General features: G+C 46.9%; 23 protein-coding genes. 20 read left to right on the forward strand and 3 right to left on the reverse strand.

Features of this window, described 5'->3' with window-relative positions:
- Window positions 1–20: 20 nt before the first annotated feature.
- Window positions 21–2,543: a glycoside hydrolase family 3 C-terminal domain-containing protein gene (locus tag V3C10_02450; protein WVP62697.1), complete on the forward strand. Its 2,523-nt coding sequence runs from the start codon at window positions 21–23 to the stop codon at window positions 2,541–2,543.
- Between the two features lie 125 nt (window positions 2,544–2,668).
- Entirely contained in the window at window positions 2,669–3,289 is a 621-nt protein-coding gene (locus tag V3C10_02455) for a hypothetical protein (GenBank protein WVP62698.1), read from the forward strand.
- Here the strand turns inward: V3C10_02455 and V3C10_02460 are convergent.
- A complete protein-coding gene (locus V3C10_02460) occupies window positions 3,243–4,568 on the reverse strand; it encodes a GHKL domain-containing protein (GenBank protein WVP62699.1) in 1,326 nt (441 codons plus the stop codon). The two genes, V3C10_02455 and V3C10_02460, sit on opposite strands and share 47 nt — an antisense overlap.
- On the reverse strand, window positions 4,565–5,281 hold the full coding sequence (locus tag V3C10_02465) for a LytTR family DNA-binding domain-containing protein (protein ID WVP62700.1): 717 nt from the start codon (window positions 5,279–5,281) through the stop codon (window positions 4,565–4,567). Before V3C10_02465 ends, V3C10_02460 begins: the two co-directional genes overlap by 4 nt.
- A gap of 218 nt (window positions 5,282–5,499) precedes the next feature.
- Between V3C10_02465 and V3C10_02470 the strand changes: the two genes are divergently transcribed.
- The 14 genes from V3C10_02470 (at window position 5,500) to V3C10_02535 (ending at window position 18,946) form a co-directional block, all read left to right on the forward strand.
- The gene (locus V3C10_02470) at window positions 5,500–5,985 is read left to right on the forward strand and encodes a YbhB/YbcL family Raf kinase inhibitor-like protein (protein ID WVP62701.1); all 486 of its coding nucleotides are present in this window, start codon (window positions 5,500–5,502) and stop codon (window positions 5,983–5,985) included.
- A gap of 415 nt (window positions 5,986–6,400) precedes the next feature.
- Window positions 6,401–7,138, forward strand: a complete 738-nt coding sequence (gene rpiA / locus V3C10_02475) for a ribose-5-phosphate isomerase RpiA (GenBank protein ID WVP62702.1) — start codon at window positions 6,401–6,403, stop codon at window positions 7,136–7,138.
- 92 nt (window positions 7,139–7,230) lie between these two features.
- Window positions 7,231–8,289 carry a beta-propeller fold lactonase family protein gene (locus V3C10_02480; GenBank protein ID WVP62703.1) on the forward strand — a complete coding sequence of 353 codons (1,059 nt, stop codon included), beginning with the start codon at window positions 7,231–7,233 and terminating at the stop codon, window positions 8,287–8,289.
- Between the two features lie 34 nt (window positions 8,290–8,323).
- A complete protein-coding gene (gndA, locus tag V3C10_02485) occupies window positions 8,324–9,739 on the forward strand; it encodes an NADP-dependent phosphogluconate dehydrogenase (GenBank protein ID WVP62704.1) in 1,416 nt (471 codons plus the stop codon).
- On the forward strand, window positions 9,732–11,123 hold the full coding sequence (gene zwf / locus V3C10_02490; protein WVP62705.1) for a glucose-6-phosphate dehydrogenase: 1,392 nt from the start codon (window positions 9,732–9,734) through the stop codon (window positions 11,121–11,123). The genes gndA and zwf overlap by 8 nt, the downstream gene beginning before the upstream one ends.
- Window positions 11,124–11,431: 308 nt before the next feature.
- Window positions 11,432–12,010, forward strand: coding sequence for a TetR/AcrR family transcriptional regulator (locus V3C10_02495; protein ID WVP62706.1), 579 nt, complete (start codon window positions 11,432–11,434; stop codon window positions 12,008–12,010).
- Window positions 12,011–12,033: 23 nt separating this feature from the next.
- Window positions 12,034–12,858 carry an MBL fold metallo-hydrolase gene (locus V3C10_02500; protein WVP62707.1) on the forward strand — a complete coding sequence of 275 codons (825 nt, stop codon included), beginning with the start codon at window positions 12,034–12,036 and terminating at the stop codon, window positions 12,856–12,858.
- Between the two features lie 321 nt (window positions 12,859–13,179).
- Window positions 13,180–14,124: a toll/interleukin-1 receptor domain-containing protein gene (locus V3C10_02505; GenBank protein ID WVP62708.1), complete on the forward strand. Its 945-nt coding sequence runs from the start codon at window positions 13,180–13,182 to the stop codon at window positions 14,122–14,124.
- Between the two features lie 238 nt (window positions 14,125–14,362).
- Window positions 14,363–15,379, forward strand: coding sequence for a transglutaminase domain-containing protein (locus V3C10_02510; GenBank protein ID WVP62709.1), 1,017 nt, complete (start codon window positions 14,363–14,365; stop codon window positions 15,377–15,379).
- A 145-nt stretch (window positions 15,380–15,524) separates the two neighbouring features.
- Window positions 15,525–16,034, forward strand: a complete 510-nt coding sequence (locus V3C10_02515) for an O-acetyl-ADP-ribose deacetylase (GenBank protein WVP62710.1) — start codon at window positions 15,525–15,527, stop codon at window positions 16,032–16,034.
- Window positions 16,035–16,157: 123 nt separating this feature from the next.
- Window positions 16,158–16,514 carry an MGMT family protein gene (locus V3C10_02520; GenBank protein ID WVP62711.1) on the forward strand — a complete coding sequence of 119 codons (357 nt, stop codon included), beginning with the start codon at window positions 16,158–16,160 and terminating at the stop codon, window positions 16,512–16,514.
- 25 nt (window positions 16,515–16,539) lie between these two features.
- Window positions 16,540–17,097, forward strand: coding sequence for a cysteine hydrolase family protein (locus tag V3C10_02525; protein ID WVP62712.1), 558 nt, complete (start codon window positions 16,540–16,542; stop codon window positions 17,095–17,097).
- Complete coding sequence (locus V3C10_02530) at window positions 17,090–17,923, forward strand: alpha/beta hydrolase (GenBank protein WVP62713.1); 834 nt, start codon at window positions 17,090–17,092, stop codon at window positions 17,921–17,923. Before V3C10_02525 ends, V3C10_02530 begins: the two co-directional genes overlap by 8 nt.
- A 174-nt stretch (window positions 17,924–18,097) precedes the next feature.
- Window positions 18,098–18,946, forward strand: a complete 849-nt coding sequence (locus V3C10_02535; GenBank protein WVP62714.1) for a PhzF family phenazine biosynthesis protein — start codon at window positions 18,098–18,100, stop codon at window positions 18,944–18,946.
- Between the two features lie 63 nt (window positions 18,947–19,009).
- Here the strand turns inward: V3C10_02535 and V3C10_02540 are convergent, their stop codons facing one another.
- The gene (locus V3C10_02540) at window positions 19,010–19,630 is read right to left on the reverse strand and encodes a hypothetical protein (protein ID WVP62715.1); all 621 of its coding nucleotides are present in this window, start codon (window positions 19,628–19,630) and stop codon (window positions 19,010–19,012) included.
- Between the two features lie 506 nt (window positions 19,631–20,136).
- Between V3C10_02540 and V3C10_02545 the strand changes: the two genes are divergently transcribed.
- From V3C10_02545 to V3C10_02560, 4 genes are all read left to right on the forward strand, one after another.
- A complete protein-coding gene (locus V3C10_02545; GenBank protein ID WVP62716.1) occupies window positions 20,137–20,580 on the forward strand; it encodes a MarR family transcriptional regulator in 444 nt (147 codons plus the stop codon).
- Window positions 20,581–20,605: 25 nt separating this feature from the next.
- The gene (locus V3C10_02550) at window positions 20,606–21,658 is read left to right on the forward strand and encodes an FUSC family protein (GenBank protein ID WVP62717.1); all 1,053 of its coding nucleotides are present in this window, start codon (window positions 20,606–20,608) and stop codon (window positions 21,656–21,658) included.
- A gap of 117 nt (window positions 21,659–21,775) precedes the next feature.
- Complete coding sequence (locus tag V3C10_02555; GenBank protein ID WVP62718.1) at window positions 21,776–22,558, forward strand: type II CAAX endopeptidase family protein; 783 nt, start codon at window positions 21,776–21,778, stop codon at window positions 22,556–22,558.
- Between the two features lie 292 nt (window positions 22,559–22,850).
- On the forward strand, window positions 22,851–24,200 hold the full coding sequence (locus tag V3C10_02560; protein ID WVP62719.1) for an ATP-binding protein: 1,350 nt from the start codon (window positions 22,851–22,853) through the stop codon (window positions 24,198–24,200).
- The last annotated feature ends 156 nt before the right edge of the window (window positions 24,201–24,356 follow it).

The following is a 24,356-nucleotide window of genomic DNA, read 5'->3' on the forward strand; positions in this document are numbered from 1 at the left end:
AAGAAAGAGCGGGTGCATTTATGAAACATATGGATATCATAGAAAAAATGACGGTGGAGGAAAAAGCGGCATTCTTAAGCGGCAAGAATGAATGGCAGAGCCGGGATATCCCGCATCTCGGCATTCCATCCATCTTCTGTGCGGACGGACCTCACGGCGTGAGGAAGCAGGCGGGCGAGGGGGATCACCTTGGGTTGAATCCCTCTCTGCCGGCAACCTGTTTTCCAACTGCGGCAACGGTCGCAAACAGCTGGGATGAGGAGCTGGGTGAGGAACTGGGCCGGGTATTGGGCGCCGAGGCGGCAGCCCTTGGGGTGAATGTGCTGTTGGGCCCGGGCCTGAATATGAAGCGCAGCCCGCTCTGCGGCCGGAATTTCGAGTACTTTTCCGAAGACCCGTACCAGGCGGGAAAAATGGCCGCATCCTATATCAGGGGCATACAGAGCCAGGGAGTGGCGGCCTGCCCGAAACACTTTGCGGTAAACAGCCAGGAACTCAGGCGAATGGCAATGAACGCCGTCATTGATGAGCGTACTTTGCGGGAAATCTATCTGACCGGATTCGAGATTGCGGTAAAAGAGGGCGGGGCCAAAGCCCTGATGACCAGTTATAATGAGATAAACGGAACGTATGCGAATGAAAATGAGCATTTGCTGAAGGATATCCTCCGGGGCGAATGGGGATTCGACGGGATGGTAGTGACGGACTGGGGCGGTTCCAACGACCATGTCCGCGGCGTGGCATGCCGTTCGAACCTGGAGATGCCGACGCCGGGGCTGGACTCCGCAAGGCAGCTTCTCAAAGCGCTTGACGAGGGCAGACTGACCATGGAGGAGCTGGACACCTGCGTGGACGATCTTCTCGACGCGGTGCTGTCGCTGACGGAAAACAGCCGGGCCGGCGCAGGAGCGGAAGAAGGGAAAGAGACAAAGCCAGAGGAAAAGCCGGACGGAGAGACAGCCGGACCAGCAGATAGAAAGTCAGGTAAAAGTGCTGCCGGATTCGACGCGGCGGCTCATAATGCCATAGCATGGAAGGCTGCGTCGGAGAGCATTGTGCTTTTGAAAAATGTGCCGGATCCGGAACCTCTGCTGCCCCTTAAAAAATCATGCAGCGTGGCATTGATTGGAGACTTTGCAATTCGCCCGCGGTATCAGGGAGCCGGTTCCTCTCTGGTGAATCCGATTATGGAAATCGCAACGATGGAAACCATGATTTCCGGCTATCCGCTCGTCAACGCCGGATGCGCGGCGGGCTACCGGCGCACCGGTGAGGCGGATGAGGCGCTGAAAAAAGAAGCGCTTGATTTGGCGCAGAGTGCGGATGTGGTAATTTACTGCTTTGGACTCAACGAGATCAGCGAGTCGGAGGGAATGGACCGCAGCCATATGCGGATTCCGCAGAACCAGATTGAACTGCTGGAAGCGCTCGTAAAGGTAAACAGCAATATTGTCGGTGTATTGAGCGGCGGTTCCGCGGTTGAAATGTCATGGCACCACTGCTGCAAGGCGATTGTCCACGGTTATCTGGGCGGCCAGGCGGGAGCGGGCGCCATGCTCGATGTGCTGACCGGCAAGGTTAATCCGTCCGGAAGGCTCGCCGAGACATATCCGGTACGGTATGAGGATACCCCTGCATTCCGCTACTTCCCGAGTACGGAGCGGAATTCGGAATATCGGGAGAGCCTGTATATCGGCTACCGGTACTACGACACCGCCAGGGTCCGCGTGCAGTACCCCTTTGGTTACGGCCTGTCCTACACGTCTTTTGTCTACAGCGGGCTGACGGTGACGGAGACAGGGGTAACCTTCTGCCTTGAGAATACCGGGGAATGTGACGGCGCGGAGGTGGCGCAGCTTTACGTCGGGTGCTGGGACGGAGCCGTATTCCGCCCGGAAAAGGAGCTGAAGGGATTTAAAAAGGTATTCCTGAAACGGGGAGAGAAAAAACAGGTTTCAATCCCGTTTGACGATAAGACATTCCGGTACTGGAACGTTGCGACAAACCAGTGGGAGACGGAGGCGGGAACCTACCAGATTCTGGTCGGCGCCTGCGTGCTTGATATCCGGCTCAGCGGCAGCATCACTCGTACGGGAACAACGGACAGACTGCCCTATGAAGGTCTGGAACTGCCGTCTTACCGTACCGGCTTTATTCAGAATGTGGATCGGGAGGAGTATGAGAAACTTCTTGGGCATCCCCTTCCCTCCGGCAAGTGGATGGGAGAACTGGGGCTCAACGATGCAGTCTGCCAGATGTATTATGCAAAGAGCGGACTCGCCAGGCTCATTTATAAGGTGCTGACCGATAAAAAGAATAAAAACGAGGCGGCCGGGACTCCGGACCTCAACTTGCTGTTCCAGTATAATATCCCGTTCCGGGCGATTGCCAAGATGACGGGAGGTATGGTCAGCATGGAAATGGCGGAGGGGGCTGTGACCGTGGTGAACGGACATTTCTTCCGGGGAATCGGACGGATTATAGCCGGATTCTTCCGCAATTTAAAGGCGAATAAGCAGTATGAGAAGAAATTAGGGAACTGAACACACAGGCTGCTTTCCGCGAGGCGTTTTCACATGATTATTTGTGAAAATCCCGAGTCGTGCGGCTGTTTCCCACGGGGTGTCCATCAGCGGAATCGGTTGGAAAATAAGGAGGCGCAAGACAGTTGAAAAAGATATATGACAGTTGGTCAGGGCGTTATAAGCAATTTGAAGAACAGCATCCAAAACTGTCGAAATGGGTTTATCAGATTTTTTACTTTTTTGTTTTCAGCATGGGAGTTACGATCTTTCAGTATCTGGTGTTCACATTCATGCCGGGAATGCTGGGAATCGGCCTGGCGGGAACGGAATTTATGTGGCCGAAGAAGGAACTCAGCATCCTGGGCGTGGATTTTACATGGAGCCTGCTGGGATATAACGTACTGCGGGACGCTTCCGGAGCGGTGGTCATCGGCGGGGGGCTGGGATATTTTATCAGCTATGAGGTGGGCTCATTCCTCGCCCAATGTATTAACTTTCCACTGCAGAGAAATATTACCTTCAAGAGCCATGGAAATCCCGCGTACCAGGCAATGTGGTATTTTATCGCGTGGGTTGTGATTTCCCTGATCTGCAACGGATTTAATAATCTCTGGATGCCGATTGCCTACAGTTACATGCCGCCTGCAGTTTATAATCTGCTTGTGACATTTATCACGGGCGGAGTTTCCATGGTGATATTCTTCTTTGTATTCAAGATTATTTTTCCGGAAGGCACTCCACAGGAATCAAAACAGACAGGGTAAACCAGTTGTCCTTGGACTGAAGGGTCATAGAGCCGCCGTACTTTTGTGCGGCGGCTTGAATGCTTTTAAGGCCGTAACCGTGATACTGGGTGTTGCCCTTCGTTGTGCGGGGAAGCCGGCCGGAATTGAACTCCAGTGGAGTTTCCGTATAATTTTCAAACTGGATCATTAAAAACTGGTTTTTCCTGAACATGGACAGGGTCACCAGACGTTTTTCCGGATCTTCAAACTGGGAAACGCATTCGATGGCATTGTCCAGGGCATTGCCGAAAATGGAGCAGATATCTTTTACATGCATAAAGGAAATGAGACTTCCGTCCGCCATACAGGTGAAGGTAATCTCTTTCTGGGAGCAATAAGTGCTTTTCGTGGTAAGCACGACGTCCAGCACCCGGTTTCCGGTATTGGTCAGGGCTTCCTGCGTGAGAATAGCCTGTTCCATTTCCGCCAGATATTGATTACGTTTTTCCGGATCTTCCTCCGCCCGGATGGCAATCATGTAGTGTTTTAAGTCATGAAATTCCCGGCGCAGCAGCTCCACATTATCGATGGACATGCGGTACTGGTCATACTGCCTCTGGAGCATCACGTTCATGAGCTGGTTTTCGCCGCGCATCCGCAGCTCCTCCCGTTTTTCCATCTGGGCGGCCAGCATGACGAGGCCTCCAAAATCCACGAGAGTGCGGACATACAGGATCGAACTGGTGGCGCTGGAAAACGGAGTGTCCGGCATGATAAAGCTCAGATTGCTGATAGTAAATGCCGCCAGTACAATCGTGGTGGCGCCCACCAGCTCTTTATTTCCCACATTCATATTCTCATCCTGCGGAATGTGCTCACGTTCCAGAAACCAGTATACGAAATAGACCACCAGATACACCACAGTCATAATAGCCGCGGTTATGAAGAAATTGTACAGCTGGAAATGAACCACCAGCCAGACATTAAGCTGCCACTGCAGGGAGGCGGCAAATTCCGCCAGCACAAAGGCGCGGATACAGCAAAATCCTGCATCCTGGGGCGTCACATCGCATATCCGGAAGATAAACAGATACATGCAGAAAGCAGCGCCCAGCATCCCGGGTATCCAGAGAAACAGCGGGGCAATTCCGGCCAGGTGCTGATAGAGCAGAAACCATAAAAGCATTCCGGCAAACGCGCCGTAAAGCTTTATTCCGGAAATTTTTCTTCGCAGCATCATAATATAGGAGACGCACGCCGCCCACTCGGCAATGGCCGTGCATATCCTGGGCGTGTCCATCAGGTTGGCAATATTCATCGCTGTATGCCCCCCACATAATCGGTAAATGAATCCAGAAAAATTTTCTTGCGGGCGCGGCTGACCGGCAGCTCCGTCCCGTTCGACAGGCGGACCACATTAGGAAGGAGAGCGGTGACGTGCAGAAGGTTCACCAGATATGCATTGTGGCATTTGGCAAAACCAAGGGGCAGAAGTATTTCCTCCATGCGTTTTAAGGGCCCTGCGGTCCGGAAACCGCCTTTCTCCGACTGTACGAGGATATCGTGCTTCTGGCTTTCGATGTAATATATCTGAGCCGTATCCAGACGGAGCTGTCCGCCGTCCGTATCCAGGGTCAGGTAAAAACGGTTTTGCTTTTTCTCAATCTGTCTCGCCGCCTTGTGCAGAATCTGCGAGAATGCAAGGTAGGGCACCGGTTTGAGCACGTAACCCAGGGCGTCCACCGTGTAGCCTTGAACGGCAAATTGTACCGTGGAGGTGATGAAAATGAAAATCACGTCCTCATCCAGCTTCCTGATTTTTTCGGCGGTGCTCATGCCATCTAAATGCTTCATCTGAATGTCCAGCAAAATGATGTCATAGTCCGCCCGATAATCAGAGATGATGTCTAAACCATCCGTGAATACGGTAATCTGAAAATGGACGGAGTTCTCCCTTTCGTAGCGTTTTAGATAGTCCTGTAAAAGTTCTGCGTCATGTCTGTCATCTTCGACGATTGCAATACGAATCATGGGTATCCGGTCCTTTCTGGGGGCGCAATTATACTTCTTTATGATACGCTAATTATAAATGATCCGTAAAAAAAGAACAAGCTATTATCAGGCGGGGACAAAGTCTTATGAATATACAAATCTCACCGGGTGTGATAAAATTATTATAGTTCGACGCTTATCAATATCATAAACAACATAAACAAAAAAGTGAGACCCATAGATAGGAGCAGTCTGAAATGGATACTTTAACAATCAAAAGCCCTTCGTTTGAGGACAACGGTTTTATGCCGAAAAAGCACACGGGTTTCGGTGAAGACGTTTCTCCCGCATTTCATCTTTTAAATCTTTCGGATAAAGCAGTTTCTCTTGCAATTATTATGGATGATTTAGACATTCCCTTTATCAGTGCGTATAACCATTGGCTGATCTGGAATGTTCCGCCCATGGAAGAAATCCCGGAAAATATTCCCTATGGAGCAGAAACAAGAACGGGAGAAGGGACATTGGGAAATGCAGTGCAGGGGCTCGGGTATGGAAGACACCGCTACAGAGGGCCGAAACAGCCTGTTTTTATACGCAATACCCACCGATATGTTTTTAACTTCTATGTATTGGACTGTTATTTTGAACTGGACTGCAATTCTACGAAAAAGGAACTGCTTGCCAAAATGCAGGGACATGTGCTGCAGCAGGGGAGTATTACAGGGAAGTATAAGCGTTAGCGGAATGGATGGTTCCAATCTGGGCAAAATTTCCCACGAAGTGTGACTAAGTGCTAATCGGGGGCAATATCAGATTCGGATAATGTAAAGTAGAAGCATAAGAAAACATGGTTTTAGAAATAATACATACTAAATAACGACAAGAGGCTGGAAAAAGCGGTGAGAGACATCTGTTTTGCCCAGTCTTTTATTATTTTAGTTCCATATCAGCACAAAGAAATAGGGAGTATCATAGGAATAGAAAGTTACTGTTCATATCCCAGCTGAAAGCAGCTGTGCTGCGAACAATAACAATACAAAATCCCTTTCAAAATCTCTTTTAAAATCTCTTTAAAGAAACGATTGACTTTTGGAACTGTAACAATTATAATTACAGATAGGAAAGAGCAGCAAATCCATCTAAGGCGGTGATAATATGAGTACGGATGCGAGAGAAAAGCAGAAACAAACGGCGGCAAAAGCGGCGGCGTCTTTTATTCGCGATAAGATGACGCTTGGGATAGGGACCGGTTCTACCGTGTACTATCTGATACAGGAGATAGGAACGCTTAGAACGGCAGGAATTAACGTCCGCGCGGTGGTTACATCCGAATCGAGCAGAGAACTGGCTGTTTCCTGCGGTATCCCTGTCTGTCTGCCGGAGGAAGTGAATCATATCGATTTGGCGATTGACGGAGTTGACGAAATCGACGGCAGCTTTTATGCGGTAAAAGGTGGAGGCGGAGCGCTTCTGAGAGAAAAGATCGTGGCATATAAAGCGGACGATGTAATATGGATAATGGATGAGAGCAAATTGGTTCGACGTCTCGGCCGTTTCCCTCTCCCTGTAGAGGTACTCCCATTTGCTCATACATGGGCGGCGGAGAGAATAGAGGAATCAGGCGGCAAGGCCAGACTGAGAGAACGGAACGGCAAAATATATGGTACAGATAACGGCAATTATATACTGGATGTAACATTTGCCCCGGAAATATCATATCATACGGCTGCCGACAAAATAAGACAGATACCAGGAGTCCTTGAAACGGGATATTTTAATCCGGTTTGCAGCCGGATCATAGTAGGAACTGATTCGGGCGCAAAGGAGATTCTGAACCAGCTGCAAAGCCGGAAGCAGCTGAAAACAAAAGCGGACGGAACCGTTGAGGTATAGCGGAATGTTTCATTTATATCCAGTTTGACAGCGCTGTTTCGATAAACAGGGACGAACCGAAGTGTGATATGGCAGGAAAGCAGGTATAATATATGGCAAACGATACACAAAAAGAGATAAATACGTCAACAATAACATCGGCAAATAAGAATCTTACAGATGGATATATTGGAACTTATTATTCAGAAGAGAGCAGAGGAATCTATCATTTTACATTTGACAGTGAAAACGGTTCGCTTACAGAGCCGGAGCTGTTCTACGAGGCTCACAATGCAAAATGGGTTTGCTTAAATGGCTGTTCCATGGCGTTTCCTATCGAAAAGCAGGGGAAAGCAGGCACCTGCTTCCTGGAACTGAAGGAGGGAAGGGTAAGCCACACGGCGGAAATATTGGAAGAAAAGCAGACGCCGTGCTATATCCTTTGGCAGGATGATTACGTCTATACGGCAAATTATCATGAAGGAAACGTAATGGTATATCATCTGGAAAAAGGAATGCCTTCTTTGGTAAAACGGATAGAAAACGGAGAGAAGGCCGGATGCCATCAGATTTTATTACATGAATCATATCTTTGTGTTCCCTGTCTGGAACAAAACAGGATCAGGCTGTTTGATACGGATCATGATTATACACCGGCTGGAGAAATCACTTTCCCGGCGGGCAGCGGACCCAGACATGGGATATTTAACAGGCGGCACACCATGTTTTATGTGGTAAGTGAATGGAGCAACGAGCTTTTCGTATTCCGTGTCCAGGGCAGCGAGTTTACCCTGATGCAGACTGTTACAGTCCTGCCGGAACGGGAGCGTGAGAAAAACGGAAATGCGGCGGCAGCGGCAATCAGAATGACAAAGGATGAACGCTTTTTATATGTTTCGGTAAGGGGCATTGACACTCTGGCCGTTTTCGATATAAGCGGAGGCGGGGCAGCCATCATTCAACATATTTCCTGCGGTGGGGTGCATCCCAGGGATTTCATTCTGAGTGGAGATGAAAGATTTTTGTTAGTGGCAAACCGTTTTGAGGGCGGAATCGTGAGTATGGAAAGAAATGCGGAGAACGGAATGCTGAAAATCCCCCTGCATTCCGTCTCAATGCCGGAGGGCGTATCCCTGACACTTGGCGGCAATGAAGGGCAGAAAACCAGTTAACAGATTCATAGATAATATCGACAGGAGGTATTTTATGCAGACAACACAGATAGGTATCATCGGGCTTGCGGTTATGGGCAGGAGCCTTGCCCTCAATATGGCGGATCACGGGTTTATAGTAGGCGGCTACAACCGCAGCAGAGAAGTGACGGAGACACTGATAAAAGAACATCCCCATAAAAACCTTATTCCTTTTTATGATTTGAAAGAGCTCGTGGAGTCCCAGGAAAGACCGCGCAAATTTCTCATAATGGTCAAAGCGGGGAAACCGGTGGATATGGTGATAGACCAGCTCATCCCCCTGCTGGACGAGGGCGATATGATCCTGGACGGAGGTAATTCATTCTTTGAAGATACGAGAAGAAGAGAGAAGAGCCTGAAAGAAAAAGGAATCTATTATTTCGGCACAGGAGTTTCCGGCGGAGAGATGGGAGCACGTTTCGGCCCGTCTATCATGCCGGGCGGAGAGAAAGAGGCGTACGAGCATATTGCACCAATCCTGGAGGCAATTTCCGCGAAGGCGCAGGGAGAACCGTGCTGTGCCTATATGGGCCCGGACGGCGCCGGACATTATGTGAAAATGGTCCATAACGGCATTGAATATGCCGATATGCAGTTGATAGCGGAGGCATATCTGCTGCTCAAATATGCGGGCGGATTTACCAATCAGGAGCTGGCGGATATCTTTACCAAGTGGAATGAGGGAGAACTGAAAAGTTATCTGATTGGCATTACGGCAGGAATCTTCCGCGAGAAGGATGATTTTGCGGATGGAGAGCTGGTGGATTATATTTTAGACAGCGCGGGACAGAAAGGAACCGGAAGATGGACCAGTCTGGAATCCCTGAAACAGGGAGTGAATGTGTCCATGATCACGGCTGCCTGCAATGCCAGAATTATGTCAAACCGGGTGGCAGGAAGAAAAGAAGCAAAAGAACTGATTGAAAGTCCGAAGCAAAGGCTGGTATGGGATAAGACGAAGTTTCAGGAAAAGGTGAGAAAAGGTCTCTATACGGCCAAAATCGTGGCCTATGCACAGGGTTTTGACCTGCTTTCGCATGCATCTGCGGAGTACGGATGGAATTTGGACTACGGTAAAATCGCCTCCATTTTCAGGGCCGGCTGTATCATACAGGCTGAGTTCCTGGACGATATTACAAGGGCATTTGAGAAAAACAGAGATCTTAAAAACCTGATGATGGATTCTTTCTTCAGAGACAAAATTAACATGGGACAGGAAAGCCTGAGAGATATCCTGGGACCAGGAATCCAGAACGGAATCCCGGTTCCGGCCATGAGCCAGGCGGTTGCCTATATTGACGCATTCCGTGGAACACCGGTGGGGGCAAACCTGATTCAGGCGCAGAGAGACTGCTTTGGCGCGCACACATATGAGAGAACAGACCGGGAAGGCATCTTCCACCACGATTGGAGGTTCGAGCATGAATAAAGAGCAGGTATTTACAATCTTTGGAGGAACCGGAGACTTAACATTCAGAAAGCTCCTTCCGGCTCTTTATAATATAGAGGCGGCAAAAGACAAGGAACTTTGTTCCCGGGTGGTGGTAATCGGAAGAAGAGATTACACAAGTGAAACATACCGTGACTTAGCGAAAGAGTGGGTGGAGAAGTTTGCGAGACTTCGTTTTAAAGAAGAAACCTATCAAAAGCTGGCGGAAAATATTGTATATTACCGGATGGATTTTACGGACGAAAATGCATATGACGGACTCGACAATTTCTATCGGGAAATGGGAGCCGGAAGCCATATATTCTATTTTGCGGTTGCTCCCAGATTTTTTGGGACGATTGTAAACGGACTGAAAAGAGTGGCAGGCGCCGAGGCTGGAAAAGTGGTGCTGGAAAAGCCGTTTGGTGAAAATCTTTCGGCGGCGGCCGAACTCAATGAGGCAATGGAATCGTTTTTCAGGCCGGATCATATTTACCGGATTGACCATTATCTCGGAAAAGAAATGGTCCGTAACATTCAGATTATCCGCTTTGCAAACCCGATTTTCAGCAATGTCTGGGATGCGGAGCATATCGAGTGCATTCAGATTTCCGCCATGGAAGAGGTCGGCGTAGAGACGAGAGGCGGTTATTATGACCACAGCGGCGCCCTTAAGGATATGGTGCAGAACCACCTGTTCCAGATTCTTTCCATTGTTGCGATGGAGCAGCCGGAGACCCTGGCTGTGGAGGATATGCACCGGGAACAGATCAAGGTGCTGAAGGCGCTCAGCATACCCGGGGATATATCGGAAAGTATGGTATTGGGTCAATATGAGGGATACCGCGGGGAACCGTCCGTAGATAAGGAATCAACCACAGAGACTTATGCCGCCCTGCGGCTTCTGGTGGATAATGACAGATGGAGAGGAATGCCGTTTTATGTGCGTACCGGGAAAAAACTTGGAAAGCGTGAAATGCAGGTGGCTGTCGTCTTTAAGAGTCCTGTGGCAGGAGTAGAGTCCAATATCCTGAATATTAAAATCCAGCCGACAGAGGGCGTCTATCTCCAGTTTAATATTAAAAAACCGGGAGAAACCGAGGAAGTGATCCAGGCAAAAATGGATTTCTGCCAGAGCTGTTCTTTTGTAAACCGGATGAATACACCGGAAGCTTATGAGCGCCTGCTCGGCGCCTGCATGCGCGGAGAACGCTCCTGGTTCTCTCAGTGGGATCAGGTTGAAACAAGCTGGAAGTATGTGGATGAGGTGCGGGATCAGTACCGGAATAAGGGGCTGCCGACGTATGAATATGCACAGGGCGGAAGCGGGCCGAAAGAGGCGGAGGAGCTGCTCGAGAGGTATGGGCATACGTGGTTTGAATAAATACTTATCACGATCTAAGAGTAACGAAATGTATTAGTTGGGATAAATAAATGGTAAAGGTTGATAGAAGCTGTTAACAGAGCGCTTCTGTCGGCCTTTTCTTTTTACCAGGCGGTTTTTAAGGAGTGGGAAATGAAAGGTACAAGTCTCGTAAAGAGGATAATGCTGCTTGTAAATACAGAGTAATCCGGCCGCTTCGCCTCTCAATATTTGTAAATTGAAAAAGGTTTTACGTTGACTTTCCGACACGTGTGTCGTATAATCAAAAAACAGACATGAGTGTCGGAAACAAAGAGAGAGGTGTGGGCATGGGTAAGAAAGGTGATACAACCAAGGCGGCAATACGGAAAGCAGCACTGACACTATTTGTCCAAAAGGGATTTAAGGACGTCACGATGAAAGATATCTGTGAAAAAACGGGCCTGAGCCGCGGCGGTTTATATATGCATTATGGAAGTACCGGGCAGATTTTCGCGGCCATTATAAATGAAATTATGTCCGATCTTGAAGGGGAGGTTGCGGCAAAGATAGAAGACGGCCGATCCGCAACCCATATATTAGATGATTTATTAGAGCGTTATCAATCGGAAATGCTGGATCGGAGTGGTTCACTTGGACTTGCTTTTTATGAGTATTACAGCGGCAGACCGTTATCAGGTGACAATGCCTTGCTAAAACAGTACTATATTTCAAAAGCAATGCTTTGCAGCCTGATCGAGTACGGCATTCAAAACGGCGAGTTTAAGCAGGTCAATATAAATGCAGTTGTGGATTTACTGCTTTTTTCTTATCAGGGCGTACGGATGCTAAGCAGTATCATGCCGCTGGATGATGATAGAATAGCAACAGGCATGATTCGTGAGATTAGAGCGATGATAGTAAAATAAAAATGATTGTGGGGTGAACACAGATGAAATTGAAAATAGTAGGAAGCGGTGGAATGTTTTTAATCCCCAACCCTTTTTGCAAATGTTCCATCTGCGAGGAGGCCAGGATTAAGAGAGGAAGATATGAGCGGTTAGGGCCGAGCCTGTATATTGAGGATATCAAGATGTTCATTGATACACCGGAGGACATTGCAGTCGCTTGTGACAGGCAGGGAATCTCCGATATTGAATATCTTTCTATCTCACATAAGGACCCCGATCATACGCGGGGAATGCGTATCGTGGAGCCGCTGGGTTACGACTGCATTTCCGACAAGGGAACCCCCATCCAATTCATTGCGCTGCCCGAGGTGATAGACGATATCAACGCCTGGAACGGTGATGGTCTATACTACTATGAGAATATTCTCAACTGTATTACAATGAATAAGACAAGGTATACTAAAATCGGAAATATAGACTTGCATTTAGTGAACAACAAAACTCATCGTGGCAACATGACATTTTATGTTATATCGGAGGGGAGTAAAAAGGTTATTTACGCCTGCTGCGATGTGAAACCGTTTGTCCATAATGAGCTGTATTATGATGCAGATATTTTAATAATCGGGCTTGTTTCTGACCACGGCATACTGAAAGATGGATCAAAACTTGATGATGCACCTTTCAGAGGTGATATGTTTTCCATGGATGAAATGATGGAAATAAAGCGCACATACAGAATAAAGCGCATTATTATCACTCACATAGACGAGTACTGGGGAAAATCTTATGCTTACTATCAGGAAATTGAAAAAACCTTAGACAATATATGCTTTGCTTATGATGGCATGGAAATTGTCTTATAGAGAACAGGGGCTTTTACGGCAATAGCAGATGGGGCGAGACCGGCCGCTATAAAAGATAATATATTACTTACTTCCTGCTGATTCTGCGCTCGTTTGGCTTACGCCATTTGAGCGCTTATTTTATACCGTTAATGTAAAAACAATAGATTTGCAGTAAGTATGAAACGAAGGTATAATAAAGATATCGTAAAGAGAACAAAATAGCCGAGGCAGAATGCTCTGATGGATAAACTGCAAAAGTTGCAGTAAATAATTGTTTTGCATTACTGGTGAACATTGTAAAAAGTTGATTTAGCCCTTTGTACGGAAGAGGAGAAGAACATGCCTGCAATATTTTTAAGTCATACAAGCATTGATAAACCGTTTGTAGAAAAACTTGCCGGAGATTTAGAACGGCTGGGAATCCGGGTTTGGTTTGACAAATACGAGATAAAGGTAGGAGAATCAATCCTTTGGAAGATAGATGAGGGGATTCGGGAATCTGAATATTTAGGGATTGTTATCTCCAGGGAGGCCTGGGAATCGGAATGGGTAAAAACTGAGATTTCCGCGGCGTGGCAGAAACAGGTACAGCAGAAAGGCAAATTTGTACTTCCAATTTATTATAGAGACTGTGAAATACCCTTGTTTTTAAAAGGCATAAAGTACGCTGATTTCCGGACGAATTATGAGACGGGACTGAGTGATTTAGCTAAGGTCTTTGGTATAAAAGAACTTGATGTAATTACAGAAAACAACTGGCGTAAGTTTACAAGAAGTAAAAACAGTAACTGGAAGGAGTTTCGAGATAAAGAATTTGAGCAGTTGATTACCGGTATCTGTAAAATTGCCCGGCGATATAATTTTAGTGTCTGGGTAGGGGGCGGCCAAAATCCCTACTCCTTTTTAATAAGCGGCCGACATTCCAGGGAGATAGAACTATCCATCACGGTGCGTATGGTGCCGTCAAAAGGATACCGCTATCTGGCGGCAGATACAAAAGAATGGAATCCAAATCGAGTCAATAAAAACGATTACCGGATAGAGATTGGAAACACAGTCAACGAGGTGGAAGAATACATTTGTAGCAGAGTCCAACAGTTCGTAGATGCTTATGGAATGCCTGTAGGAAAGATATCCTTATTTACCGAAAAGAAACTGGATTTTGCAACGACTTTGGAAGGCATTTTTAGTGTATTGAAGAAAAACGATTGGGATCAAGAAGGGATTGGTGGTCTGATGAGTTTTGGTAAGATGTATAAAGAAAAAGATAACGGAATGGCGTAAAAAGAGGAAAAGAGATGAAAAGAATTATCGCTGCCGCTGTCTATGAGGCGGGAAAGTTATTAATTGCCAGGAGAAGTTATGGCACATTAAAGGGATTTTGGGAATTTCCAGGCGGAATTTTATAATCAACATTGCAGAAGAAAACAAAAAGAGATATGAAAATTTATTATCAAACAGTGGAATAAAGAACGAGTAAAGGCATTAAAAATAAATACGAATACAAACACGGAGACACCCTATGGAACCATACTACTATAACCAAATGAACAAACCACAGCGAATGGCCTACCACGCCATGAAGACCGGACTCATCGACCTGGCGACGTCCTTTCCGGTACCACGTCTGGAAAACCATGAGTTGAGCGATATATTTTTTAAACTGCGTCTGGACTGTCCGGAGATTTTTTACGCGGTGGGTTTTCACTACCGTTTCTTCCCGGATTCCGGCAATGTGGAGATGATTCCGGAATATTTATTTGATAAGGGAAAAATCAAAGAACACCAGAAAGCCATGAGGGCCAGAGTGGAAAAACTCAGCCGGCCGGCCCAGTCATTGACGGAGCGTGATAAAGAGCAGTACATTCATGATTTTATCTGTAACAATGTCCATTATGATAAATTAAAGAAACCATATTCCCATGAAATAATCGGCCCTCTTGGACAGGGAGTCGGAGTCTGTGAGGGAATTGCAAAGACGGTTAAAATTTTGTGTGATGCGTTGGGCATATGGTGCATTATTGCAATCTCGGATTCCAATCCGGATAAAAACATCAAGTACCGCCATGCATGGAATATCATTAAAATGGGCGGAACGTATTACCATCTGGATGCCACGTTTGACAATACCCTGGGGGCGGGTGACGTGATCCGGTATGATTATTTTAACCTGGACGATAAACAGATTTTCCGGGATCATGAGCCGGTGATTTATGCAATCCCTCAATGCAATGACGGTGATAAATTCTACTACAAAGAGAAGAAACTCTCTTTCACAAAGACCGAGGACGTGGAAAAACGGGCAATCCAGGCGATACGGAAAGGAAAACCGTTGATATTCCACTGGCGCGGCGGATACTTGACACGGGATGTATTGTCTGAACTGTTAAAACTACTGGAACAGACCGCCCGAATGAAGGGAAGACATGCCAGAACAGGACTCAACTGGCCTCAGGCGGTGCTGCAGGTATCCTTTGCAGAGGAACTTCCTGTAGATGAGCTGATTGTCGAGGAGGCGAATGAGGGAGAAAAACAGTGATTTTAAGCTCGTAAACATAGAACGTGTGTAAGTTAAAAAACATGTGCAAACAGAAAACATGTGCAAACAGAAAATATATGCAAACAGAAAACATGTGTAAATCGAGTATAGGCGCAGATAGAAAACAAGCGGAAGGAGCGAAGTAATGTCTTTTAAAATAATGACCGGTGATATAACAAAATGTGAGGCAACGGCAATTGTAAACGCCGCTAACACCTCGCTTCTCGGAGGAGGGGGCGTAGACGGTGCGATTCATCGGGCCGCTGGCCCGGAACTCCTGGGAGAGTGCAGAATGCTTCACGGATGCAAGACGGGTCAGGCCAAGATGACGAAAGGATATAACCTGAAGGCAAAATATATTATCCACACCCCTGGGCCGGTATGGAACGGCGGGGAACACGGTGAGCGTGATATGTTGGAATCCTGTTACAAGAACTGTCTTGAACTTGCTGTAAAACACGATATTCACGACATTGCCTTTCCATCCATCAGCACCGGGATTTACCGTTTCCCTGTGGACGAGGCCGCCAAAATCGCAGTCAGAACGATTCACCGGTATCCGGAACTGGATGTTACGATGGTATGTTTTGATGAGAGAACCAGGAAGGCATACGAAGATGCGGAGGCCGCTTTTAATCGGGGAGAACTACAGTAAAGAACCGGATATGGGGATATGAGTAAAAAACATTGAGATAGAAATTAGTATTTATCGTTACTGGAGGATAAAGGCGTATCAGATAGAACAATAACTCAGCCGCGGGCGGAAAGGAGAGGGAACATGGATTTTTATAAAAGGATGGAAAAGGTCTGCCATATGATTCCATACGGTAAGGCGGCAACTTATGGCCAGATTGCCCTTCTCTGTGGAAGGCCCCGCAATGCCAGGCAGGTGGGATATGCGTTGAGCCACAAAAGCCTGGATGGCCAAATACCGGCCTGGAGGATTGTAAACAGCAGCGGTTTTCTGTCCGGCGCAGCATCCTTTGAATATCCGGAAACCCAGAGACTTTTGCTGATGGGAGAGGGCGTTGAGGTGTCTCCGGAGAACAGAGTGGATTTGAAAAAGTATGGGTGGAAGAATACCTTTGAAGACGCCTTGGAGCTCCGTGGGATCTTTGAGCGGGAAGGAATATAGAAGGGAATAGCCTGGAGGAACGAAAATGGTCTTACTCGTAATAGATACACAGAAATTAATAACAAATAAAACACTATCCCATTTTGACTTGTTCCGGTTTAACGTGAAAAAACTAATTGAAGCGGCAAGAACTCACGGAATCGAAGTAATATACATCCGTCACGACGATGGAGATGGTGAGGCTCTTACAAAGGGGACGGAAGGCTTTGAAATTTATGATGAATTCCGGCCGCTTCCGGGAGAAAAGATCTATGATAAGACGGTAAACAGCGCGTTCCGTGACACGGGATTGACGGAATACCTGATGGAGAAGGGGGAAAAGGACGTTATCATAACCGGGCTTCAGACAGATTACTGTATTGATGCCAGCGTTAAGTGTGCTTTTGAACACGGATTTCACGTGTTTGTGCCTGCTTTTGCCAATACGACGACTGATAATGCCTATATGACGGGCGAAAACAGCTATCGCTATTACAATGAATTCATGTGGGACGGCAGATATGCGGAGTGCATTGCAGTGGATGATATGATTGACAGAATGGCACATGATGTGCTGACAAAGAAGGAGCAGATAAATGGATAAGTTTATTTTTGCGGAGAAAGAAAAAATACATGTATATTCATATGGTGAAGGTCCGGTGACAATCGTTTTTTTATCGGGTTCGGGGGTGTTATTTCCTCAATTGGAGTATAAGTCCTTTCAGGAAGCGCTGTCAGGGATATGTCGGGTGGTGGGAATTGAAAAGCCGGGATATGGATACAGCGATGTATCAGGAAAAGACAGGACGGTCGATGTCACAGTGGGGGAATACAGGTGCGTGCTGCGGGAGCTTGGAATAACGGAACCGGTTGTTTTGGCGGCACACAGTATGGGCTTTTTGGAAGCGCTTTACTGGGGGCAGAGGTATCCTTCCGAAATTCTGGGTATCCTTGGCGTCGACCCGGCAACACCGCAGTGTTACCAGGATTTTAACCTGGACAATGCGGTTACCGGCCTCAGGGAGCTTTCGGGGAATGAAGAGCTTCGTAAAAATACGGCGGGTGCTTTGATCTCGCAGCTGCTTCAGGAAAATCTCATTTTACCGGAGGAAGCAGAACACTATGAACTCTTAGCCGTTCAAAATCTTGCCAATCAGAACTGGATCAGCGAAGCGGTCAATATTGGAGATACTCTTGCCCAGATAGAGGCGGAGGATCCATGTCTGCAGCTCCCGATGCTGTTTTTCATTTCAAACGGAGAAGGGACAACTCTGGAAAAGGATTCCTGGATCAGCCATGCCACACAGTATCTGGGCAAACTTAAATGTTCTCAATACGGATTGTTTGATTTTCCTCATAATCTGTACAAGTACGCCTATAAAGAAATGGCCGGGCAGGCCGGAGAATTCATTGTTAAATATATATGTTAAGTATCGGAGGCCTGTGGAGCTGATGATATAAAAATTTGCTTTTGTCAGGCTTTTAAATGTACGGCAGACCAGTTTCTATACGATGATATCGAATGAAAAAAGCCAGTTATGTATTTGTCCACCTCAGACAAAGAAGGCGTACCCGGCAAATCGGAATTCCCAGGGAGAAAGAGAATGGTTGACGTTTATGTGGCAAGTGCTTTTAGTAAAAATAATAAAGGCGGAAATAAGGCGGGAATCGTATTTAACAGACCGGATTTAACAACCGGCCAAAAGATGGAGATTGCAAGGCAATTAGGATATTCTGAAACTGCTTTTGTATCGGATTCCCGTATGGCGGATTTTAAGTTACAATATTACACTCCAACAGAAGAGGTTCCGTTATGCGGCCATGCTACAATCGCAGCGTTTTCTACTCTCAGGATATTGGGCATGTTGGATAAAGAACAATTTACAATCGAAACAAAATCCGGAATTCTTAATATCCAGGTTAAAGAAGACGGCTTGATACTTATGGAGCAGAATTCTCCTGCATATTTCGATATCCTGCCCCCGGATTTATTTTCCGATTGCATAGAGAAAGACTTTATTAATGGTGATTTTCCAATACAAATAGTTTCCACCGGACTAAGCGATGTTATGCTTCCTGTTGATACGAAGGAACATCTGGAAACATTATCGCCTGATTTTAAAATGATGGCAGAATTAAGCAAAGAAAAAAATGTGGTTGGCGTCCATGCTTTTACTCTGATTGAGAAATCTGAAATCACTGCAATATGCAGAAATTTTGCGCCATTGTATGGGATTGATGAAGAATCAGCAACTGGAACATCCAATTGTGCCTTAGCGTGTTACCTTTTTAAATATTATAAAAAGCAGGATCAATATATTTTTGAACAGGGGTATAACATGGGAGCAATTTCCCGGATTATCGTAAATATCGCATATCACGAGGATGTAATTGATTCGGTTCATGTTGGTGGGTACGGGTATTTACTTGGTCAAAAGACCGTATCGGTGTAATTTGGCGCCAGATTAAATCCGGTTTATTGGTGTAGTGTGTACTTCCTCTTTTGCCGCTCCCATTTATTCTTCTGGAAAAGAGAAAGTAACGACGGTTTTTTCCCATATGCGGTTTTCTTCGCCGGAAAGTAACTGCAGATCAAAACCGAACAGAGATTTTATGGAACCGGCATAGTCGAAACCTGTCTCAGGAACCGGACCCCATTCAAGAACTTCTCCCGGCACGGTAAAATAAAAGTCTCTGCCGCCGTAGATGCCCATGGTCGAATCGCCGCAGGGGTTCTTTACGTCCCTCATTGAAACAAACAACGGGAAAGCCGGACTGGCAGGAACTGCAAAACAAAATTCCCGATCCGATTTCTGGCTGAGCCATATCATTAAATTCTGGTAGTTCCAGAAATTGCGGTAATGAGGAACGTCTTTTGCATCGGGAAATTCCAGGTAAACCCATCCGTCACTCCCAGGAAGCAGCAAATAATTAAATTCGCATATCACTTTTTTGGCATCGTTGGTGATAGACGCATATTCTACCAGAAGTGTTTTTATATCATCCAGAGAAATATTATGCAGGAGAAGCGCTTTTTTATAGGCGGTCAAATCCGGCCACCAGTCTTTGGACGGGCGGTATCCGGCCATATCCGGCGTAAGTTCCGTCTGTTTTTTCTTTTTATTGAATAATCCCATTCCATTTCCCTCCTTGATGAATCCGTGCGGTTGCAGAATTGAATCACTTTGCTATGGCTGGAAGTGACCTGCGGGGGCACATTATGACGGGCCGGCAATGACAGATTTGCTTGCCGGTCGTTATCTTATGTTGTTCGGTTCTTCTTGGGAAAATTATACCATAATTTTCTTAAAGCTTCCATAAACGGAGAACACATTATAAATATGTAAATATATAAAAGAGATGCAATTGATGCTCTGGAAGAACATAATAGAGGCAGAGGGCAAAATGCCGCGGCCAATCATAAAATAACTATAAACTAGTTGACAAAGTCAATAATCAGGAGTAAAATTTCCATTTATTAACAAAGTGAACTATTTTCAGATAATCGACATATCAGTATCATATAGATTCCCGCCGATCATATCCGGCCGCGACACCGACAGGAAAAATCGAAAAAGGCTGATTTGAAACACACCGTATGCTGCGGTGCCCAGTGTTTATGGGGGTAAATAGGAGAGAAAGAATGGAAAAGCAACAGGAATATGAAGATTGGATGGCAATGATGAAAACGATGCAGGATATCCGGCATTTTTGCAGCCTGCATGTGAAACGCAGCCCCCAGGGAGGCATTTCTTCGGCACAGGAACTGGATCTTCTCTCAAGAGTACAGATGTCGGAGGAACGCCTTACACCGCATGCGCTGTGCGAAAGTATGGGAATCAGCAGGCCGCTGGGCAGCAGGCTGATTGAAAATCTGGAGATGAAAGGATTTCTTTTGAAGGAAGTCAGTGAAGCGGACAGGAGAAGTTATTTTCTGAAAATCACGGAAAAGGGAGGTCAGGTATTGAAGGAGACCTACACCTATTACCTGGAACCCGTATACCGGTTAAGAAGGAATCTTGGGGAGGAAAAGTTCGGGAAGCTGGCCGTGCTGATCCGCGAGAGCAACGAGTTTATGCAGCAATGACAAGACAGAAAGGAAGGTGTCATATTTGACATTTTATCAGGAATTACAGTTAAACCAGGCCGGTTCGAAAGCGCTCATCAGAAATTCAAAAGACGGCAGGGAGAAACGGCGCCACATTGCTACCTACATTTTCAAGGTGTTTTTAACGCTGGTATTTTGTGTAGCGTTTATCTCTATCTATTCTAAGCTTTTCGGTTCTGAGAACAGCATAGCGGGAGTGGCGGTACTGCTGGCCGTCATGGTATTCAGGCAGGCGGATTTGGGGATCGACACGAAACAGAGCTTTTTTGTACTCCTCGGAATCTTTGGAATTCTTGCGGTTGGACCTCATATATCGGCAACGTCGTCTCCGTTTGCAGCACTGATTGTTGACTTTGTCTGTATTTTGGCTCTTACCTTTTTTGGCTGCCATAATGTTCTGATGTCGAACCATGCAACATTTGTCCTGGGCTACCTGCTTTTATCGGGTAATGATGTGACCGGGGAAGCGTATGGTATGCGCTTTTTAGGACTGGCGGCGGGAGGTCTGCTGACCGCGCTGATTTTCTACCGCAATCACCGCAAGATTACGTACAAGAGGCGGATTGGAGACCTCTTCCATGAGTTCCGCCTGCACTCCGCCAGGACCAGATGGCAGTTTAAAATGGCGGTGGGAGTCGCCCTTGTGATGTTTCTGGCCCGGCTTATCGGACTTTCAAGACCAATGTGGGCCGGATTTGCGGCCATGTCGGTGCTGCAGCCGTTTGCCGAGGATTTAAAAATGAGGGTAAGACACAGGGTTCCGGGAACGATTGTGGGAGGAATTCTCTTTCTGCTCATTTGCCTGATAGTTCCGGAGGAAGGATATGGGCTACTGGGGATTATCGGCGGTATCTGCGTCGGTTTTTCTGCAACATACGGCTGGCAGACTGTGTTTAACTCCTTTGGCGCCCTTGCCGTGGCAGCCGGTATATATGGGGCGTCGGGAGCCGTTCTGAACCGATATCTGGCTAATATGATGGGAATTCTGCTTGCCGTTGTATTCTACAAAATATGTGACAGCATCATCCATAGAAAAAAAGAATTCAAATCCGTGTAAATAGACTTTCGGGGAACGCCATGTTACAATAGAACGTAATGCCGGGGCAGGAGGGAAAACGCACCAAAGAAGGTAAGCGTGAAACCGGAAGCAAATCTGTTACAAAGGAGTACAATAATGGTAAGAAGAAATTTTGGAGTGATTTCAATGATTTGGCAGGTGATTTGGCCGATTTTGTTCTATACGGCGGTGACCGCGGTAATCGCCTTTTTTATGGGTGGATTTCTCAACGTAATGTGGGTGGTCACTCTGGCGGCGGTGATAAGCTCGGTGTTTCTTTTCTACGTTTACGGAAGAAGAGAGCAGGTGAGACGAAGAGATTATGGTCCGTCCTGGCGCGTGAGAATCGATATGGGGCGCGGGGCGGCTCTGGTTTTCATACTTGCCTTTGCTTCCTGTATATTTTTAAACAACCTGATGGAATTAACCGGTATTGTACATATGTCCGAGGGTTTTGATGAGATCAATGAGGATATTTACAGCGTGTCCATTGTGCTTCAGATATTGTCCACCGGACTTGCGGCACCTGTTGTGGAAGAGCTGATTTTCAGAGGATTGTGCTACGGCCGTCTGCGGTCTGCAATGGGGATTATTCCCGCCGCGGTTGTGTCGGCTTTGATTTTCGGCCTTTATCACGGAAATCTGGTTCAGATGGTTTATGCGTTTGCATTGGGAATCCTGCTGGCTCTGGTGTATGAACACTTTGACGGACTTTTCCCAGCCGTCTGGTTTCATATTAGCGCCAATCTCACCTCGATCATTCTGACCGCATGTTTTGGTGCGTTCCCAACATTTTTTGGAAGCCTGATTTTTATAATTATCAGCACGGTGATATCTTTTCTGGTGGCGGCAGCCTGCCTCAGGTTTATCTATGACAGGAGACGCCGTATTAGAAAATAGTTAAGGAAAAATAATTTTTGGAATGTTTTCACTTTTTATGAATAGAATAGATACTATTCACAGCCGCAATCCTGCGAGGTGTTTTTTGTGAGTGCAGCAAAGCAAAAGTCACAGAAAACCCGAGGGTGGCAGCACGAAACGGTACTTTGCCGTTTCTGTGCATCGCGAAGCATGTTGCTGTTTGCAGACCTGCGTTCTTCAGCGGGACTGTGAATCGTAACATAGAATCGTATCAGCACCCGAATGGGGATCGGGGAATATCAGGAACTACATAGAAGGGGAAGAAAACATTGTGAAACACGAGCATTACGGCGGAAGAAGATGGAACAGAAGAGAACTGGCAAAAAGAGAGAGAGCGGCGTACAGGGCAAGGCGGGAAGCCGAATTGGCTAAAAGGCGTTTCTTGTCCACCATGTCTCACGATATGCGTACGCCGTTAAATGCAATTCTGGGAATGACCAGGCTGGCTGCCGCCAATCTGGAGGATCACGTCCGTGTCCTGGACTGCCTTGAAAAAATGGAGCGCTCCGGAAAGGTGTTGGCCGGCTTTGTAAGCGATGTGCTGGAAATGTCAAACATGGAGCGAAAGAGTCTGGCGCTGAAAAAAGAAGTATTTTCCATCAGGGAATTCATGGGGTGTCTGGAAGGAATGATGGAGCCGGCAGCGGCCGTCAAAAACCAAACGCTGATTATGGATTGCCGGGGGCTTAACCACGAAATTGCAGAATTTGATTTTCTGAGACTGAGTCAGGTCATGACGAACCTGATATCCAACGCCATTAAATTTACTCCGGAGGGTGGAGTGATTCGGGTGGAGGTGACGGAACCGGAGCCAGGCAGGGAGCAGCTTGCCAGGTTCCGGTTTTGCGTTTCAGATACGGGAACGGGAATCGGAAAAGAATTTATGGAAAATCTGTTCCTCACTTTTGAGAGGGAACAGGATGGAAGAATTGACAGGACCGGAGGCTGCGGTATCGGAATGTCCATGGCAGGTAAACTGGTGGAACTGATGGAAGGCAGAATTGAAGTACAGAGCACGCCGGGACAGGGAACCTCGGTTGCCGTAATTCTTGATCTGAATGTGCCGGGGAACGGTTTTATTGCGGCAGACAGAGAGAACAGCCTGATTGAGGCGATGGGCAAAGCAGTGGACAACGGAATAAAAAAATCTATACAATTTGCGGAAAAACACGGTCAATCTGAGGAAAACAGGAACGTTCATCCGGAGTTTTGTGGAAAACATTTTTTATTGATTGAAGATAATGAACTGAATCTGGAGATTGCAAGGGAACTGCTGCTCGGCATGGGGGCAGAGGTGGACACCGCCAGGGACGGTAATGAAGGGGTGGAATGTTTCAGAAAAGCGGCAGAATATCATTATGACCTGATCCTGACGGACATCCATATGCCGGTTATGAATGGATACGAGGCAGCCCGCATAATCCGCAGTCTCAGAAACAGTGGACGCAGGGACGCAGCCTCGGTGCCGATTCTGGCAATGACGGCCGATGCGTTTGCGGAGGATGTCAGAGCGGCGAAAGCGGCAGGAATGACGAGCCATCTGGCAAAACCGCTGGATTTTTTTGTCATGAAACAGGAAATCAGCAGGGCTTTGAATGAAACGGGACATTTTGTAATGTAAACGGAACGACGAACAGGCATACAACCAAATATTGATAACCATCCGGCCTGGCCTCGGCGATTTGCTGAGGCCAGGCCGGATCGCATGGTGGCTGAGGAAATTATGCCGCAAAAACGTGCCCAGGCGGAGAATCCGGGCAGGATGCGCACTCGCGCG

The sequence above is a fragment of the [Clostridium] symbiosum genome, from assembly GCA_036419695.1.
GTDB lineage: Bacteria > Bacillota > Clostridia > Lachnospirales > Lachnospiraceae > Otoolea > Otoolea symbiosa_A.

What these genes read in the sequence shown, in the direction of transcription:
- V3C10_02505 (WVP62708.1), top strand. Translation starts at nt 13,180, where the DNA reads ATGCCTGCAATATTTTTAAGTCATACAAGCATTGATAAACCGTTTGTA.
- V3C10_02470 (WVP62701.1), top strand. Translation starts at nt 5,500, where the DNA reads ATGGATACTTTAACAATCAAAAGCCCTTCGTTTGAGGACAACGGTTTT.
- V3C10_02545 (WVP62716.1), top strand. Translation starts at nt 20,137, where the DNA reads ATGGAAAAGCAACAGGAATATGAAGATTGGATGGCAATGATGAAAACG.
- V3C10_02520 (WVP62711.1), top strand. Translation starts at nt 16,158, where the DNA reads ATGGATTTTTATAAAAGGATGGAAAAGGTCTGCCATATGATTCCATAC.
- gndA (WVP62704.1), top strand. Translation starts at nt 8,324, where the DNA reads ATGCAGACAACACAGATAGGTATCATCGGGCTTGCGGTTATGGGCAGG.
- V3C10_02480 (WVP62703.1), top strand. Translation starts at nt 7,231, where the DNA reads ATGGCAAACGATACACAAAAAGAGATAAATACGTCAACAATAACATCG.
- V3C10_02515 (WVP62710.1), top strand. Translation starts at nt 15,525, where the DNA reads ATGTCTTTTAAAATAATGACCGGTGATATAACAAAATGTGAGGCAACG.
- V3C10_02465 (WVP62700.1), bottom strand. Translation starts at nt 5,281, where the DNA reads ATGATTCGTATTGCAATCGTCGAAGATGACAGACATGACGCAGAACTT.
- V3C10_02540 (WVP62715.1), bottom strand. Translation starts at nt 19,630, where the DNA reads ATGGGATTATTCAATAAAAAGAAAAAACAGACGGAACTTACGCCGGAT.
- V3C10_02495 (WVP62706.1), top strand. Translation starts at nt 11,432, where the DNA reads ATGGGTAAGAAAGGTGATACAACCAAGGCGGCAATACGGAAAGCAGCA.
- V3C10_02510 (WVP62709.1), top strand. Translation starts at nt 14,363, where the DNA reads ATGGAACCATACTACTATAACCAAATGAACAAACCACAGCGAATGGCC.
- zwf (WVP62705.1), top strand. Translation starts at nt 9,732, where the DNA reads ATGAATAAAGAGCAGGTATTTACAATCTTTGGAGGAACCGGAGACTTA.
- V3C10_02555 (WVP62718.1), top strand. Translation starts at nt 21,776, where the DNA reads ATGGTAAGAAGAAATTTTGGAGTGATTTCAATGATTTGGCAGGTGATT.
- V3C10_02535 (WVP62714.1), top strand. Translation starts at nt 18,098, where the DNA reads ATGGTTGACGTTTATGTGGCAAGTGCTTTTAGTAAAAATAATAAAGGC.
- V3C10_02525 (WVP62712.1), top strand. Translation starts at nt 16,540, where the DNA reads ATGGTCTTACTCGTAATAGATACACAGAAATTAATAACAAATAAAACA.
- V3C10_02530 (WVP62713.1), top strand. Translation starts at nt 17,090, where the DNA reads ATGGATAAGTTTATTTTTGCGGAGAAAGAAAAAATACATGTATATTCA.
- V3C10_02460 (WVP62699.1), bottom strand. Translation starts at nt 4,568, where the DNA reads ATGAATATTGCCAACCTGATGGACACGCCCAGGATATGCACGGCCATT.
- V3C10_02450 (WVP62697.1), top strand. Translation starts at nt 21, where the DNA reads ATGAAACATATGGATATCATAGAAAAAATGACGGTGGAGGAAAAAGCG.
- rpiA (WVP62702.1), top strand. Translation starts at nt 6,401, where the DNA reads ATGAGTACGGATGCGAGAGAAAAGCAGAAACAAACGGCGGCAAAAGCG.
- V3C10_02500 (WVP62707.1), top strand. Translation starts at nt 12,034, where the DNA reads ATGAAATTGAAAATAGTAGGAAGCGGTGGAATGTTTTTAATCCCCAAC.